This is a genomic window from Micromonospora sp. NPDC049679 (assembly GCF_040659735.1).
In the GTDB taxonomy this organism is placed as follows: domain Bacteria; phylum Actinomycetota; class Actinomycetes; order Mycobacteriales; family Micromonosporaceae; genus Micromonospora_I.
The window spans coordinates 1-13848 of record NZ_JBFANZ010000071.1 but is presented as its reverse complement, the minus strand read 5'-3'; the positions used below and the strand labels follow the sequence as shown (position 1 = coordinate 13848).

Below are 13848 nucleotides of genomic sequence, written 5' to 3'. Positions count from 1 at the left end.
CCGGCGTCGCCGCTCTCCGGGACGACCTGGCTCGCCGTCGCCGCCGCGGACCGCGCGCCCGGCCGCCGCGACGCGCGGATCCGGCGCGCCGCCGTCATCGACGAGGCCACCGCCCGCGAGGCGGGCGCGCCGCTGCTCACCACCGAACAGGAGGTGGCCTGGTCCGGTACGGACGTGGTGGCCCGCGAGATCACCCGGCTGGGCGCGCTCGTGCTGGTCGAACGCGCACTGCCCCGACCCGACCCGGTGCTCGTCACCGCCGCGCTGCTGGACGGGTTGCGCAGCATCGGGCCGGAGCTGCTGACGTGGGGCGCGGAGGCGCGGTCGCTGCGCGAGCGGCTCGCGTTCTGCCGGCAGGCGCTCGGTGACCCGTGGCCGCGCGTCGACGACGAGGCGCTGCTCGACGCCGCGGCGGAGTGGCTCGGCCCGGAGCTGGCCGGCGCGCGGCGCCGCGGCGACCTGACGCGGATCGATGTGGCGGCGGCGCTGCGCCGGCTGCTGCCCTGGAAGCAGGCCTCGCGACTGGATGAGGTGGCACCGGAGCGGCTCACGGTGCCGAGCGGGTCCCGGGTGCGGGTCAGCTACGCCGACCCGGCCGCGCCCGTGCTCGCGGTGAAGGTGCAGGAGGCGTTCGGGTGGCGTGACGCGCCGCGGATCGCGGACGGACGCGTCGCCGTCCTGCTGCACCTGCTCTCCCCGGCGGGACGACCCGTCGCGGTCACCCGCGATCTGGCGTCCTTCTGGGCTACCGGCTATGCGCAGGTCCGCGCGGAGCTGCGGGGCCGCTACCCGCGCCATCCGTGGCCCGAGGACCCGACGACCGCGCCGCCGACGCGCCGCGCCCAGCCCCGCCGGTCCTGACCGGGCGCGCTGTCAGGACTCCTCGACGATGTCGGCGACGATCACCGTGACGTTGTCGGGTCCGCCGCCTTCCAGCGCCAGGTCGACCAGGCGCTGCGCGCACGCCTGCCGATCGGGGTACGTCGTCAGCACCTCCGCCATCGTCTCCGCCGGGACCACGTTGGAGAGCCCGTCGCTGCAGAGCATCCACCGGTCGCCGACGACCGGCGGCATCGCGCCGTACGCCGCGGTCACCGGCTCGCCCTGCAGCGCCCGGGTGACCACCGCCCGGCGCGGATGGTTGATCGCCTCCTCCGCGGTGATCATGCCTTCGTCGACCAGCATCTGGACGAAGGTGTCGTCCTTCGTCATCTGCTCCAGCACCCCGCCGCGGAGCAGGTACGCGCGGGAGTCCCCGAGGTGGACCAGCGCGACGGCCGTGCCGGTGGCGGAGCAGAGCAGCGCGGTGAGGGTCGTGCCCATCCCCTCGCGCGTCGGATCGTCGGTCACGGCCGCCCGGATCCGTTCGCTCGCCGCGCCGATCGCCTCCCGCAGGGCCTCGGCGAGCCGGTCGTCCGGCAGCGCCACATCCAGCGGGGCGATCGCCTCGATGGCGATCGCGCTGGCCAGATCGCCGGCCGCCATCCCGCCCATGCCGTCGGCGACCACGACGAGCCACTCCCCGGCGTGCACAGAGTCCTGGTTGGCACTCCGGATCAGGCCGCGGTCACTCACCGCCGCAGAACGCAGCTTCAGGGTCATGGCTGGCAGCCTGCCAGGCGGAGGGCCGCAATGTCTCTAGTGAATCACCGAGACATCGGCACAATCTGCCCGAACTAACGGTGCGTCGCGGGCCGGTCGCGGGGCGCGGTCGGCTCAACCGGAGTCAGCAGGCGTCCCCGGCATCGCGGATCGGGCTCACCGGGCACCCGCCGCGGGATGATCCACTCCAGGGCCGTCTCCTCGACGTGCCAGCCGTGCGCCCGCACCCGGCTCGCCGGGACGTGCGCCGACTCGGGACAGAGCGTCTTCGACGCCACCTGGTCGTTCGGCACGAAACGCACCAAGCCCTGGTCGTCGAGGAGCGTCGTCATCCGGTCGTCGACGGTGATGATCTGGCCACGGAGGACGGTCGCCGGCGGGTCGGCCGGCGAGCCCCCGTCGGCGACCTCGACCGCCACGGTGGGCAGGATCGGCGCGCGCAGAAAGATCGCGCCGACGACGAACGGCGCCACGAGCGCGCCCGCGACCACCACCCAGTGGGTGAGCGGAGGCGCCGCCCGGCGCGGCACCGGCCCGGTGAGAAAGACCCCGAGCGCGGGGGGCGCGATCAGCAGCAGCGCGGTGACGGCGTCGCCCGACCGCACCGCCGCGACGATCGCCGGCCCCAGCCAGAGGTAGGCGACACCCGCCGCGATCAGCGGCAGGACGAGGCAAACCGTCCGGGTCCGCGCCCGGTCCCCCGCGTAGCGGCGGCGCGTGTAGAGCCCCAGCGCGGCGAGCGACATCATCACCAACGTGGGCAGGAACCGCAGCTGCCAGGTCAGGGCCGCCAGCAGCGCGGCCGACCCGATCACCCAGCCCGGCGTGCGTACGGTCGCCCGGGCGAGCAGCGAGCGGTCCGGATCGAACCGGTCGGGGGCGCTGAGCCAGAGCAGGTTCCCGAGTACGGCGACCACGAGAACGCTCAGCGGCAGCACCCAGACCAGCGTGATCAGCAGTGCGCTGACCAGCCCGAGCGGGCTCACGTACTGCACGAGCAGCAGCATGGTGGAGAGGTCCTGGCGGCTCAGGTGCCACAGTCGCAGGACGAGCAGGAGGAGCGGAAAGCCGGGCAGGAGGGTCAGCAGCCAGTGCTGGGCCTGCCGGGCGGTCACCGGATCGGCGGGCGCCCCGGCGTGCCCGGCGGGAACGCCACTGTCTCCCACGGCCACCGCCGTACCTCCACCTTCTCGACACCCGGTTGCTGGTCGACCGCGACCTGCTGCGGCAGGTTGACCGCCTGCTCCGGGCGGAGGTGCCGGTCGAAAGCGTCCTCCCAGCGGCGGTCCCGCGGATCGGTCAACGACGTGTGGAGCGAGAGGTTGACCAGATCACGCAGCGCTTCGTTGTCACCGGTGTTGATGCCCCACGCCTCCCGGGCGTCCAATCCGATGTCGTGATGCCGCAGCTTGTCGGGGTGCTGGGCGACGAAGCCGGCCAGGATCGCGGCGTCCGTGGTCACCGCCTCGACGTCGCGGCGCAGCAGCGCGTCGACGCATTCGCTGATCCGCTTCTTGCTGATCAGGTCGACTCCGGCCAGTGACGCCGCGCTCTCGGAGGTCGCGGTGGAGAGGCTGCACGTCTTCCGGCCGCGCAGGTCCTGCAGCGTGTCGACCGCGCCGACGAAGTCGGCGCGGGTCACCACGGACTGCTCGGTGCGCAGGTACGGCGCCGAGAACGTGACACCGTCGAGTTTCTCCCGCTCGTCGGTGACGCTGTAGGTGGCGATCACCAGGTCGACGGTGACGAAGCGCCCGTCGTCCGTACGGGCCTGCATCTTCGCCCGGTCCTCGCTCTCGATCGCGAGGAACCGCACCTCGTTGGGGCGGAACCCGAGATCGGCCGCGACCATGCGCGCGATGTCGATGTCGAAACCGGAGAACGTGCCGGTGCTCCGGTCGAGCAGGCTGATCCCCGGCTGGTCGTCCTTGACGCCGATCAGCAGCTCCCGCTTGCCGATCAGGTGCGCGTCCCGCATCAGGTCCTGTTTGGATGGCGGCCCGCGCAGGACGACGGTGGCGATCACGATGATCACCGCGAGCACCAGGGCCAGCAGGAGCGCGGCCAGGCGGGCGGTGCGTTTCACCAGGTCGGCGCGGTCGGGTACGCCGTCCGCCACCGGGTCCGACCGGTCCGGCGAGCCGGGCCGCGCCCCCGCGTCCGGCTCTCCCCCGCCATCCAGCCCCGCCACGTCGCTCCTCGAGGTCGTCTCACGTCCGTCACATCGTGACGCACGAATGGCTCCCCGCGACACCCGCTAACCGGCCAACCCGCGCATCATGATCGCGCTACGTCGGCGAAGATGTGCCTTGCCCAGCGCGCGAGAGCACTGTTTCCGAGCAGTAGCGCGATCATGACCCGTCCCGGGCGGGTCAGCCGAGGGCCTCGTCGATGTAGCACCACCGCCACGACTCGCCGCCCTGGATGGACCTCATCACGGGGTGGCCGCTGTCGCGGAAGTGCGCGGTGGCGTGCCGGTGCGGCGAGGAGTCGCAGCACGCGACGTGCCCGCAGGTCAGGCACGACCGTAGGCGTACCCAGTCGGTGAAGCCGGCGGTCAGGCAGTCCTGACAGGCGTCGGTGATCTGCGGCTGCGCGGCGCCGGCCGCGTGCAGGTGCGGACAGGTCATCGCTCGGTCCTCCGCCGCAACAGTGACTCCTCCAGGTCGAGGTCGCGCTGCGCCTCGACGAGCACCTCCTCGGGAATCCGCCCCTCGTCGCGCGCCACCCGGAACACCTCGCGTTCCGCGTCGATCATCTCCTGCCGCAGCCGCCCGTACGCCTGGTACGGGGTTTCCTGCCCCTCTCCGCCGAGCCGTTCCCATGCGGCGTTGCTCCGGTCGTCGATCGCCTTGCGCAGCCGCTCGACGACGGCGGCGGGAGCGCCGTCGGCGTGCGCGTCCAACCGCTCCCGCGCGGCGCGACCGGCCGCGTGCTGCACGGCCGCCTCGGACAGCACGTCGGCGGTGGTGTCGTCCGGGGGCAGCCGCAGCCACCGCGCGACGGCCGGGAGCGTGGCGGCCTGCACCAGCAGGGTCACCACGATCGTCGCGAAGGCCAGCCAGACGAAGAGCCCCCGCGGGTACGGCGTGCCGTTGGCCAGCTCGAGCGGGAGGGCGAGCGCGGCGGCGAGCGTGACCACGCCACGCATGCCGGCCCACGCGATGATCGCGGGAAAGCGCGGAGAGAGCGCGGGCTCCCGACGACGGATCCGGGGCACGAGCCGGGCGAGGTACGCCGACGGGAACAGCCAGACGAACCGGGCGAGGATGACCGTCAGCAGCACCGCCAGGGTGGCCCAGGCGACCGTGACCCATCCGGTCTGCAGGTTGCGCAGCACGTCGCGCAGTTGCAGACCGACGAGGAGGAAGACCAGCCCTTCGAGCACGAAGGTGACCAGCCGCCAGAAGGCGTTCATCTGCAGCCGGGACTCGGCGGCGAGCAGCGTCGGCATGCGGTGCCCGAGCGCCAGCCCGGCGACGACCACGGCGACGATGCCGGACATGTGCAGATATTCGGCGGGCAGGACGAGGATGAACGGGCTGAGCAGCGACAGCGCGTTCTCCAGCAGCGGATCCTTCACCCGCCGGTGCAGGAAGCCGAGGAGCAGGGCGCCGAGCACCCCGATGAGGAGACCGCCGCCGGCGGAGAGCAGCACCTCCCCCGCGATGTGCCCGAACCCGACGGCGGTGCCGCCGGCGGCCGCGATCGACACCCGGAGCAGGACCAGCGCGGTCGCGTCGTTGATGAGGCTCTCGCCCTCGAGGATGCTGACCACCCGACGAGGCAGCCCGATGCGGCGTGCCACGGCGGTCGCGGCGATCGCGTCGGGCGGGGCGACCACCGCGCCGAGCGCCACGCAGGCGGCGAACGGAACGGTGGGCAGCAGCAGGTGCAGCACCAGCCCGACGGCGAACGCGGTGAAGATCACCAGGCCGATCGCGAGGAGCAGGATCGGACGGAGGTTGAACCGGAACGCCGGCACGGAGGTCTGCACCGCGGCGACGTAGAGCAGCGGCGGCAGGATGCCGACCAGGACAAGTTCCGGGTCGAGCTGCACGGTGGGGAAGCCGGGCAGGAAGGAGAACACCAGGCCGACCACCACGAGGACGATCGGAGCGAGCAGGCCGAGCCGGCGGGCGAGGGCCGCGCCGACGACGACGACCCCCAGCAGTACGACGACCCCAGTCAAGGTTTCCATGCGAAGCGTAAGTTTATCTTGACGTTCAGTTACCGGCCGCCCGAAGCTTGGGCAGCACCTCGGCCCCGAAGGCGTCGATGAAGCCGGCCTGCTCCTGCCCCACGTGGTGCAGGTAGATCTCGTCGAAGCCCAGTTCCTCGTACTCGTGCAGCCAGTCGGTGTGCCGTCCCAGGTCGGCGGAGACGTTGACCACCTCGGCGACCTGCGCGGGGGTGACCTCGCGGGAGATCGCATCGAAGTGGGCGGGGGTTTCCAGGTCCCAGCAGACCGGCGGCGCGAAGACGTTGCTGCGCCACTGCTCGTGCGCCAGCCGCGCCGCCTCCGCCTCGTCGGCCGCCCAGCTCAGGTGCACCTGCAGCGCGAGCCGGCCCCGGCCGCCGGCCCCCCGATAGCTGTCCACGATCCGCCGCAGGCGCTCCACCGGCGCGTTCACGGTGATCAGCCCGTCGGCCCATTCGGCGCACCACCGCGCGGTGCGCTCGCTGACCGCCGCGCCGATCAGCTGCGGCGGCTCCGCGGGACGGGTCCAGAGCCGGGCGCGGTCCACGGTGACGAGGCCGTCATGGCTGACCTCCTCGCCGGCGAGGAGAGCCCGGATCACGTCGACCGATTCGCGCAGGCGGGCCGTGCGCACCTCCTTGCGCGGCCAGCGGTCACCGGTGATGTGCTCGTTGCTGGCCTCGCCGGTGCCGAGCGCGGCCCAGAAGCGTCCCGGGTACATGGCGGCCAGCGTGCCGATCGCCTGGGCGATGATGGCCGGGTGGTAGCGCTGCCCGGGCGCGTTGACGACTCCGAAGGGCAGTCCGGTGGCCTGCAGCGCGGCACCGAGCCACGACCAGGCGAACGCCGATTCTCCCTGCCGCTCGCTCCAGGGCGAGAAGTGGTCCGAGCACATCGCGGCGGTGAACCCGGCCTGTTCGGCGCGGATGACCGCGTCGAGCAGTCGAGCCGGGTGGACCTGTTCATGCGAAGCGTGGATGCCGTAGACCGTCATGGCCCGGCAACTACCCGGCTGTCCCGTTCTCTACGCCTTGCCCCCGGTACGCCTTGCCCCCGGGTAGGCCCCGCGCGGTGCCCTTTGTCACGGCATCGCTCGTGACTACTCGTTGTGCGCGCCCGCACCGGCGCTCGGCGCGCCCTTCCCCACCCACACCGTCTTGACGTTGCAGAACTCCCGGATGCCGTGCGCGGAGAGCTCCCGGCCGTACCCGGAGTTCTTCACCCCGCCGAACGGCAACTCCGGATAGGAGGTGGTCATCCCGTTGATGAAGACGCTGCCGGCGTCGAGGTCCGCCGCGAAGCGCTCCTGCTCCTCCGGCTCCCGCGTCCACGCGTTGGAGCCGAGTCCGAAGTTGGTGCCGTTGGCCACCTCGATCGCCTCGTCGTACGACGACACCCGGTAGAGCCCGGCGACCGGCCCGAAGACCTCCTCCGACCACATCCGCATCTCCGGGGTGAGGTCGGCGACCACGGTCGGTGGGTAGAACCAGCCCTCCCCTTTCGGGCGCCGTCCCCCGCAGAGCACCGTGGCCCCCTTGTCCACCGCGTCGCGTACCTGATCCTCCACGGCGGTGCGCCCCTGCGCGGTCGCGAGCGGCCCGACGTCGGTGTCGTCGGCCATCGGGTCACCGACCCGCAGCGCCGACATCCGGTCGACGAAGGCCCGTGCGAAGTCGTCGTAGACGTCCGTGTGCACGATGAAGCGCTTCGCCGCGATGCAGGACTGCCCGTTGTTCTGGCACCGCGCGGTGGTGGCCACGTCGGCGGCGAGCGCGAGGTCGGCCGAGGGCATCACGACGAAGGGATCGCTACCGCCGAGTTCGAGAACAGTCTTCTTCAACTCCCGCCCGGCGACCCGCGCCACGGCCCGACCGGCCGCCTCGCTGCCGGTCAGCGTCGCGGCCCGGACCCGGCGGTCGGTGAGCACCCGCTCCACGGCGTCCGACCCGATCAGCAGAGTCTGGAACGAGCCCCCCGGAAAGCCGGCCCGGCGGAAGAGCTCATCGAGGAAGAGCGCCGTCTGCGGGACGTTGGAGGCGTGCTTGAGCAGGCCGACGTTGCCGGCCATCAGCGCCGGCGCGGCGAAGCGGATCACCTGCCAGAGCGGGAAGTTCCACGGCATCACCGCCAGCACCGGTCCGAGCGGCTGATAGCGGGTGTACGCCCGGATCGACGCCACCGCGGCGGCGTCGCCCGGCTCGTCGGCGAGGAACCGCTCGGCGTGCTCGGCGTAGAAGCGACAACCGACGGCGCATTTGCCGACCTCGGCGCGGGCGGCGGCGAGCGTCTTGCCCATCTCGGTGGTCATCACGCGGGCGACCGACTCGCACTCCGCGTCGAGGAGTTCCGCCGCGGCCCGCATCCACTGCGCGCGCTGGCCGAACGACGTGCGGCGCAGCGCCTGGAAACCGTCGACGGCGCGGCCGAGCGCCGCCTCCACCTGCTCGTCCGGCATCGGGTCGAAGGTCTTGAGCACCTGGCCGGTGGCCGGATTGGTGGTGGCGATCGACACGTCGTTCTCCCTGCTACTCGAAGAGCGAGTGCTGCGTGCCCGGCGGCTCGTCCCGGTGCCGTGCCACGCGTCGGCGCTGCACCACGACCACGTCGATCGCGGCCACGACCGCGAGCACGAACAGGATCACCGCGGGCGCCGGATAACCGGCGCGCGCGGTAAGCACGCCCAGGACCACAGATACGACAAGTCCGAAAGTCGCCAATACAAGGCGCAGATTGAGGGCGCTGAACGGGTGTCCGATCGTTCCTCTTGCCCCTCTGGGCTGCGGCTTTACGGCCATACCGCTGAGGTACCCGATCCCGGCGCGCCGTAACCTCACGGAGAGCCAGGTGATCAACACTGGTCTGAATGAGCACCGCTACTCATTCCACCCCGCACCGCCCCCGGAAAGCTGAGCGCATGATCGGTACGCCCCTGTTCCACCGCCCCGCCGACGTGCGGGTGGGCATCACCGCCGTCGGCGCCGCTCTGCCGGAACAGCAGTTGACCACGGTCGACCTGCAGGAGAGCGTCAGCCGGGCCAGCGGCTTCGCGCTGCCGCGCAACCTGTTCTCGACGATGACCGGGATCGAGCGACGCCGGCTGGCCGCCGACGACGAGTACGCCTCGACGCTCGCCGTACGGGCGGCGAGGCAGGCGCTGGCCGCCGCCGAACTCGACCCGCTCGACATCGACCTGCTCCTCTTCGCCTCGGCGAGCCGGGACATGGTCGAGCCGGCCACCGCACACATCGTGCAGGCGGAGCTGGGCACGCGGGCGCACGCGCTGGACCTGACCAACGCCTGCAACAGCTTCCTCAACGGCATCGACGCGGCCCGGTCGTTCATCCTGGCCGGGCGGGCCCGACGCGTCCTCGTGGTCACCGGCGAGACCCCGACCCGGGCGATGCGCTGGCAACTGGAGAGCCTCGCCCGGGCCCGCGCCGCGTTCGCCGGCTACACCTTCGGCGACGCCGGCGCGGCCGTGGTCGTCGAGGCGGTGCCGACCGGCGGCATCCTCGACATCGACACGGAGACCCACTCCGAGCACTGGGCGGTGGGCGGGATCCTCGGCGGCGGGTCGCGGCATCCGCGCGGCGACGAGCACACCTATTTCCAGGGCGACGGCCGTGCCCTGCGCGGGGTCTTCGAGAAGATCGGCGCCGACATCCTGGACCGGGTGCGCAGCCGCACCGGCCTGGAGTGGGCGGACTACACGCGGGTGCTCGTGCACCAGGTCACCCTCCCCTACCTCGAACGCTTCATCGAGGTCACCGGCGTCCCGAAGGAGAAGCTGGAGATCACCGTGACGGAGCTGGGCAATCTCGCCAGCGCCACGCTCGGCGTCCAACTGGCACGCGTCCACGCCGAGCTGCGCACCGGCGACCGGGTGCTGTTCGTCGGGTTGGGCGGCGGCGTCAGCCTGATGACGATGGTCTGGGAGAAGGCGTGAGCGAGTTGTGGGTCGTGGTGCCCGCGTACAACGAGGAGCGCCGGATCGGCGCGACGCTCGACGCGCTGGCCGCCCAGACCGACCGTGACTTCACCCTCCTGGTCGTCGACAACGGCTCGACCGACGCGACGGCGGACGTGGTCCGCCGCTTCGCCGCCACCGCCCCGGTCGCCGTGCACCTGATCCGGGAGCCGGAGAAGGGGGTCGGCTGCGCGGTGGACACGGGTTTCCGGCACGCGATCACCCATGGGGCGCTGCTGCTGGCCCGCACCGACGCCGACTGTCTCCCGCAGCCCTACTGGGTCGCCGCCGCCCGCGCGTCGCTGGCGGCCGGGGCGGGCATGGTCTGCGGGCGGATCAAGGCACGCCACGACGAGCACGGCCCGGTCGGGCGGGCGGCGTTCCAGGGCATCGTCGCCGTGGCGTCGACGTTCGGCCGGTTCCGGCCGGCCCACCGCCGCACCGGTTACCTGGCGCCCTACCGGATGCACGCCGGCAACAACATGGCGATCACCGCGCGGCTCTACCTGGCGGCCGGCGGCATGCCCCGCCGCCCCTCACCGACCGATCGCGCCTTCCTCAACCGGGTCCGCAGCACCAGCGCGGACATCGTGCGGAGTCGCACGATGGTGGTGCAGAACTCCACCCGTCGGCTGCGGGCGTACGGGTTGCGCCGCACCGCCTACTGGTACCTCGACCGGGGCAGCGGCGAACTCACTCCGGACCCGCGCTGATGCTCGACGAACTCGCCGCGGCATTGCGCCGCGACAGCGACCGGCCGGCCGTGCTCACCGCCGGCCGGTCGGGGCGCCCCCGCGTCCGCGTCACCCGTGGCGACCTGGCGGACCTCGCCGACGGGTACGCCGCCGCCCTGCACCACCGGGGTCTGGTGGCCGGTGACACGCTCGGGGTGGCCGTCCGTCCCGGACCGCGGGCGCTGTCGGTGATGCTCGCCGCCCATCGGCTCGGGTTACGGGTGGCCGTGCTCGACCCGTCGGCCGGGCCCGACGTACTCGCCGCCCGTCTGTCGCTCGCGCGCCCGGCGCTGGTGGTCGCGGACGCGGCGGCGCAGGCCGTCGCCGGTTGGGCCCGGCCGCTCGCGCGCCGCGCCCAACTCGCGCTGCCCGAACTCGCCTCGCTCGGTCCGGTGGTCACCGCCGGCCGGCGGCTGCCCGGCTGCGCGCCCACGCTGACGCCCCGGGTCGGCCCGACCCCCGACCACGGAGACGACGACGGCGACGCGGTCATCATCTTCACCTCGGGTACCACGAGCCGACCCCGCGCCGTCGTACACAGCCGCGCGGGGCTCACCGCCGGCATGCGGGCGGTGGCCGACCTGGTCCGACCCCGCGCCGGCGAGCCCGTGCTGGGGGGCATGTTCTTCGTCCTCGTCCCGTCCCTGGCCAGCGGTGCGCCGGTCGCCATGCCGGCGCGCTCCGCGCGCGTCCTCGCCCGCCAGGTCGCCCGGCTGCGGCCGCAGGCCACCTACCTCACCCCGCCCCAACTGCGCGCGCTGCTCGCCGAGGCGCCCCGCCTGACCGGGCGCGTCTACAGTGGGTCGGCCCCGGTAAGCGCGGCCCTGCTGGCACGGGTGAAACGGGCCGGAGCCACCCAGACGTGGGGGGTCTACGCCCTCACCGAACTCTTCCCGGCCGCCGCCGTGGAGGAGGCCGAGAAGTCCGCCTTCACCGGCGACGGCGACCTGGTCGGCGAGCTGCTGCCCGGCGTGCGGGCCCGGATCGACACGACGGGGCAGGTGCTGCTGACCGGGCCGGGCCGCTCGCACCGCTATCTCGGTGAGCATCCGCACGACTGGGTCTCCACCGGCGACGTGGGTCGGCTCGACGGCGACCGGGTGGTGCTGGGCGGGCGCTGCAAGGACATGATCCTGCGGGGCGCGGAGAACATCTATCCGGGTCTGTACGAGCCGGCCCTGCACGTGCCCGGCGTCAGTCTCGCGGTGCTCGTCGGCGTCCCGGCCGGCGACGGTGACGAGCGACTCGTCGCGGTCGTCGAGCCGGAGGCCGGGGTGGACGCGGGGCGGCTGCGGGAGGCGCTCGAACCGGCCCTGGCCCGGATGGGCGCCGCCCGCCCGGACCGGGTGCTGTTCCGGTCCGTGCCGCTGGCCGGCCGCTCCCGCAAGCCCGACCGGGCGGCGGCCGCCGCCCTGGCCGCGGCGACGCATGACTAGGCCGTCGGCACGGAGACGTCCGGCCCCGCAAAGCGCCTCCCCCTCGGCCGGGCGGCAGCGGGACCGCCGGGTCTACCTGCGGAGTCATCCGTTGCTCTTCGCCCTGCTCGCGGTCGTCCGGCGGCGGCCGGTGCTGCGGCTGGGGCGGACCGTCCTGGTCAACGAGGCGCAGCCCTTCGTCGAGGCGCTGACCCGGGTGCCGTTGGACCGCGTCGCGGCCGGCACCACGGGTGGGACCGCGCGCCGCCTCGACGCGGACGGCATGCTCTTCGACCAGACCGGGGCCGCGCACCGCAGCACCCGCCGCGCGGTCGCCGAGGACCTGGGTACGGCCGGAGTGGCCCGGCTCCGGCCGGTCTGGTCGGCGGTGTTACAACGGCGGCTGGCCCCGCTCGCCGACGGCGGCACCGTGGACCTGGTCGACGTCGTGGCGGAGATGACGGGTGCCACGACCGCGGCGCTGCTCGGTCTCTCCGTCGATCCGCACGCCCTGTCGAGCGCCGCACGCGCCGCCGCGGCGGCGGCCGCCCGCGACCACCTGCCGGGGCTGCCCCGGCCGGGCCGGGCCCGGCGGGCCCGTACCACCGCGGCGCGCCTGACCGAGCTCGTCCGGGCCCCCGACGATCCGACCGGCGGCGCCGCGCTGCTCGCGGTGGCGTCCGTCAACACCACGCTGGCCGCGGTTCCGCGCGCGGTAGCGTGGTGCGCCGACGACCGGCTGTGGGACCGGGCCGCCGACGACCTGACCCGGCCCCTACTCGTCACGGAGCTGCTGCGGGTCACCGCGGCCAGTCCGCTGCTGCCCCGCGTCGCGGCCGGGCCCGGCACGGTCGGCGGCGCTCCCGTACGGCGCGGCGACCGCCTGCTGCTGGTCGCCCGGCATGCCGTCGGGGCCCACCGCGCGGATCCGGACTGCGCCGCTCCCGCACCGGCGCAGCTCGCCCAGCTCGTCTTCGGCGCGGGCCCGCACGCCTGCCCCGGCGCGCACCTGGCCCGCGCGCAACTCACCGACGTGCTCGCCGGGCTGGCGCCGCACCGCCCCGTCGTCGTCGCCGCGCGGGTCGACCGCCGGTCCGCGCTCCCCGGCTGGGCGACCCTGCTGATCCGGGCGGAGCCGCGATGACGCTGCGGGGCCTGCGGGTGGCGGTGACCGGCGCGAGCGGGTTCTGCGGCTCGGCCGTGGCCCGGGCGGCGGCAGCGAACGGGGCCGACGTGGTGTGTCTCGGGCGCCGGCCGGGCCCGGTCGGACGGCACGTGCGGTGGGACGCCGCGCACGACACCCCCGATCTCGCCGGCGCCGACGTGGTGATCCACCTGGCCGCCGCGGTCGGCGACCCCGCACCGGGTCGCGACAGCGAGGCGGCCTACCACGCGGTCAACGTCGCCGGGACCGCGCGGCTGCTCGACGCCGCCCGCGAGCGACCGGTGGTCTGGGTGAGCAGCGCGAGCGTCTACGACCCGCGCGTCCGCGGCGGCGCGATCCGCGAGGAGCACCCGATCGGCGGGCAGTTGACCGCGTACGGGCGGACCAAGGCGGCCGGCGAGCGGCTGGCGCTCACGGGGGCGGCGGTGGTGCTCCGCCCGCGGGCCGTCTACGGGCCGGGCGACCCACACCTGCTGCCCCGGCTGGCCCGGGCGGTGCGGGGTCGCCGGGTGCTGCTGCCCGGCCCGGACGTGTCGCTGAGTCTGACCGCCGTGGAGAATCTGGCCGACGCGTGCCTCGCCGCACTGAGGTGGCCGGCCGGGGCGTACAACATCGCGGACGCGCGCCCGTACTCCCGGGATCTGATCGTCACCGAAGCCCTCGCCGCGACCGGCCGCGCGGCGCGGGTGCGGCACGTGCCGGTGTCCCGCCGGAGACCCCGCGCGAGGAGATCGGTCTGCTGATGGCGGGCATCACCGGCGATG

General features: G+C 73.8%; 14 protein-coding genes. 6 read left to right on the top strand and 8 right to left on the bottom strand.

Annotation, left to right across the window (positions count from 1 at the left end):
• Positions 1 to 861 (top strand): ATP-dependent helicase C-terminal domain-containing protein (locus AB0J06_RS25780; protein WP_357432184.1); only part of this gene is annotated, 861 nt, incomplete at its 5' end.
• A 12-nt stretch (positions 862 to 873) separates the two neighbouring features.
• Here the strand turns inward: AB0J06_RS25780 and AB0J06_RS25775 are convergent.
• The 8 genes from AB0J06_RS25775 to AB0J06_RS25740 form a co-directional block, all read right to left on the bottom strand.
• The gene (locus AB0J06_RS25775; protein WP_357432182.1) at positions 874 to 1602 is read right to left on the bottom strand and encodes a protein phosphatase 2C domain-containing protein; all 729 of its coding nucleotides are present in this window, start codon (positions 1600 to 1602) and stop codon (positions 874 to 876) included.
• Between the two features lie 74 nt (positions 1603 to 1676).
• Positions 1677 to 2768, bottom strand: coding sequence for a hypothetical protein (locus AB0J06_RS25770; protein ID WP_357432180.1), 1092 nt, complete (start codon positions 2766 to 2768; stop codon positions 1677 to 1679).
• Positions 2714 to 3793: a transporter substrate-binding domain-containing protein gene (locus AB0J06_RS25765; RefSeq protein ID WP_357432178.1), complete on the bottom strand. Its 1080-nt coding sequence runs from the start codon at positions 3791 to 3793 to the stop codon at positions 2714 to 2716. Before AB0J06_RS25765 ends, AB0J06_RS25770 begins: the two co-directional genes overlap by 55 nt.
• Before the next feature lie 181 nt (positions 3794 to 3974).
• A complete protein-coding gene (locus AB0J06_RS25760) occupies positions 3975 to 4232 on the bottom strand; it encodes a UBP-type zinc finger domain-containing protein (RefSeq protein WP_357432176.1) in 258 nt (85 codons plus the stop codon).
• Positions 4229 to 5803, bottom strand: a complete 1575-nt coding sequence (locus tag AB0J06_RS25755) for a Na+/H+ antiporter (RefSeq protein WP_357432175.1) — start codon at positions 5801 to 5803, stop codon at positions 4229 to 4231. The genes AB0J06_RS25760 and AB0J06_RS25755 overlap by 4 nt, the downstream gene beginning before the upstream one ends.
• Positions 5804 to 5828: 25 nt before the next feature.
• A complete protein-coding gene (locus AB0J06_RS25750) occupies positions 5829 to 6797 on the bottom strand; it encodes a TIGR03885 family FMN-dependent LLM class oxidoreductase (RefSeq protein ID WP_357432173.1) in 969 nt (322 codons plus the stop codon).
• A 105-nt stretch (positions 6798 to 6902) separates the two neighbouring features.
• On the bottom strand, positions 6903 to 8315 hold the full coding sequence (locus AB0J06_RS25745; RefSeq protein WP_357432171.1) for an NADP-dependent succinic semialdehyde dehydrogenase: 1413 nt from the start codon (positions 8313 to 8315) through the stop codon (positions 6903 to 6905).
• A 13-nt stretch (positions 8316 to 8328) separates the two neighbouring features.
• A complete protein-coding gene (locus AB0J06_RS25740; protein WP_357432169.1) occupies positions 8329 to 8598 on the bottom strand; it encodes a DUF6343 family protein in 270 nt (89 codons plus the stop codon).
• Positions 8599 to 8717: 119 nt separating this feature from the next.
• On the opposite strand from AB0J06_RS25740, the gene AB0J06_RS25735 reads away from it, so the two are divergent.
• From AB0J06_RS25735 to AB0J06_RS25715, 5 genes are all read left to right on the top strand, one after another.
• Positions 8718 to 9749 carry a 3-oxoacyl-[acyl-carrier-protein] synthase III C-terminal domain-containing protein gene (locus AB0J06_RS25735; protein ID WP_357432167.1) on the top strand — a complete coding sequence of 344 codons (1032 nt, stop codon included), beginning with the start codon at positions 8718 to 8720 and terminating at the stop codon, positions 9747 to 9749.
• The gene (locus tag AB0J06_RS25730; protein ID WP_357432165.1) at positions 9746 to 10483 is read left to right on the top strand and encodes a glycosyltransferase family 2 protein; all 738 of its coding nucleotides are present in this window, start codon (positions 9746 to 9748) and stop codon (positions 10481 to 10483) included. Before AB0J06_RS25735 ends, AB0J06_RS25730 begins: the two co-directional genes overlap by 4 nt.
• On the top strand, positions 10483 to 11940 hold the full coding sequence (locus tag AB0J06_RS25725; RefSeq protein WP_357432163.1) for a class I adenylate-forming enzyme family protein: 1458 nt from the start codon (positions 10483 to 10485) through the stop codon (positions 11938 to 11940). Before AB0J06_RS25730 ends, AB0J06_RS25725 begins: the two co-directional genes overlap by 1 nt.
• 91 nt (positions 11941 to 12031) lie before the next feature.
• The gene (locus tag AB0J06_RS25720) at positions 12032 to 13063 is read left to right on the top strand and encodes a cytochrome P450 (protein WP_357432161.1); all 1032 of its coding nucleotides are present in this window, start codon (positions 12032 to 12034) and stop codon (positions 13061 to 13063) included.
• Positions 13060 to 13827: an NAD(P)-dependent oxidoreductase gene (locus AB0J06_RS25715; RefSeq protein ID WP_357432159.1), complete on the top strand. Its 768-nt coding sequence runs from the start codon at positions 13060 to 13062 to the stop codon at positions 13825 to 13827. The genes AB0J06_RS25720 and AB0J06_RS25715 overlap by 4 nt, the downstream gene beginning before the upstream one ends.
• The last annotated feature ends 21 nt before the right edge of the window (positions 13828 to 13848 follow it).

Bases quoted from the DNA above. Each gene is read 5' to 3' on its own strand.
- AB0J06_RS25775 (WP_357432182.1), bottom strand. From the start codon at position 1,602: ATGACCCTGAAGCTGCGTTCTGCGGCGGTGAGTGACCGCGGCCTGATC.
- AB0J06_RS25760 (WP_357432176.1), bottom strand. From the start codon at position 4,232: ATGACCTGTCCGCACCTGCACGCGGCCGGCGCCGCGCAGCCGCAGATC.
- AB0J06_RS25755 (WP_357432175.1), bottom strand. From the start codon at position 5,803: ATGGAAACCTTGACTGGGGTCGTCGTACTGCTGGGGGTCGTCGTCGTC.
- AB0J06_RS25750 (WP_357432173.1), bottom strand. From the start codon at position 6,797: ATGACGGTCTACGGCATCCACGCTTCGCATGAACAGGTCCACCCGGCT.
- AB0J06_RS25740 (WP_357432169.1), bottom strand. From the start codon at position 8,598: ATGGCCGTAAAGCCGCAGCCCAGAGGGGCAAGAGGAACGATCGGACAC.
- AB0J06_RS25735 (WP_357432167.1), top strand. From the start codon at position 8,718: ATGATCGGTACGCCCCTGTTCCACCGCCCCGCCGACGTGCGGGTGGGC.
- AB0J06_RS25725 (WP_357432163.1), top strand. From the start codon at position 10,483: ATGCTCGACGAACTCGCCGCGGCATTGCGCCGCGACAGCGACCGGCCG.
- AB0J06_RS25715 (WP_357432159.1), top strand. From the start codon at position 13,060: ATGACGCTGCGGGGCCTGCGGGTGGCGGTGACCGGCGCGAGCGGGTTC.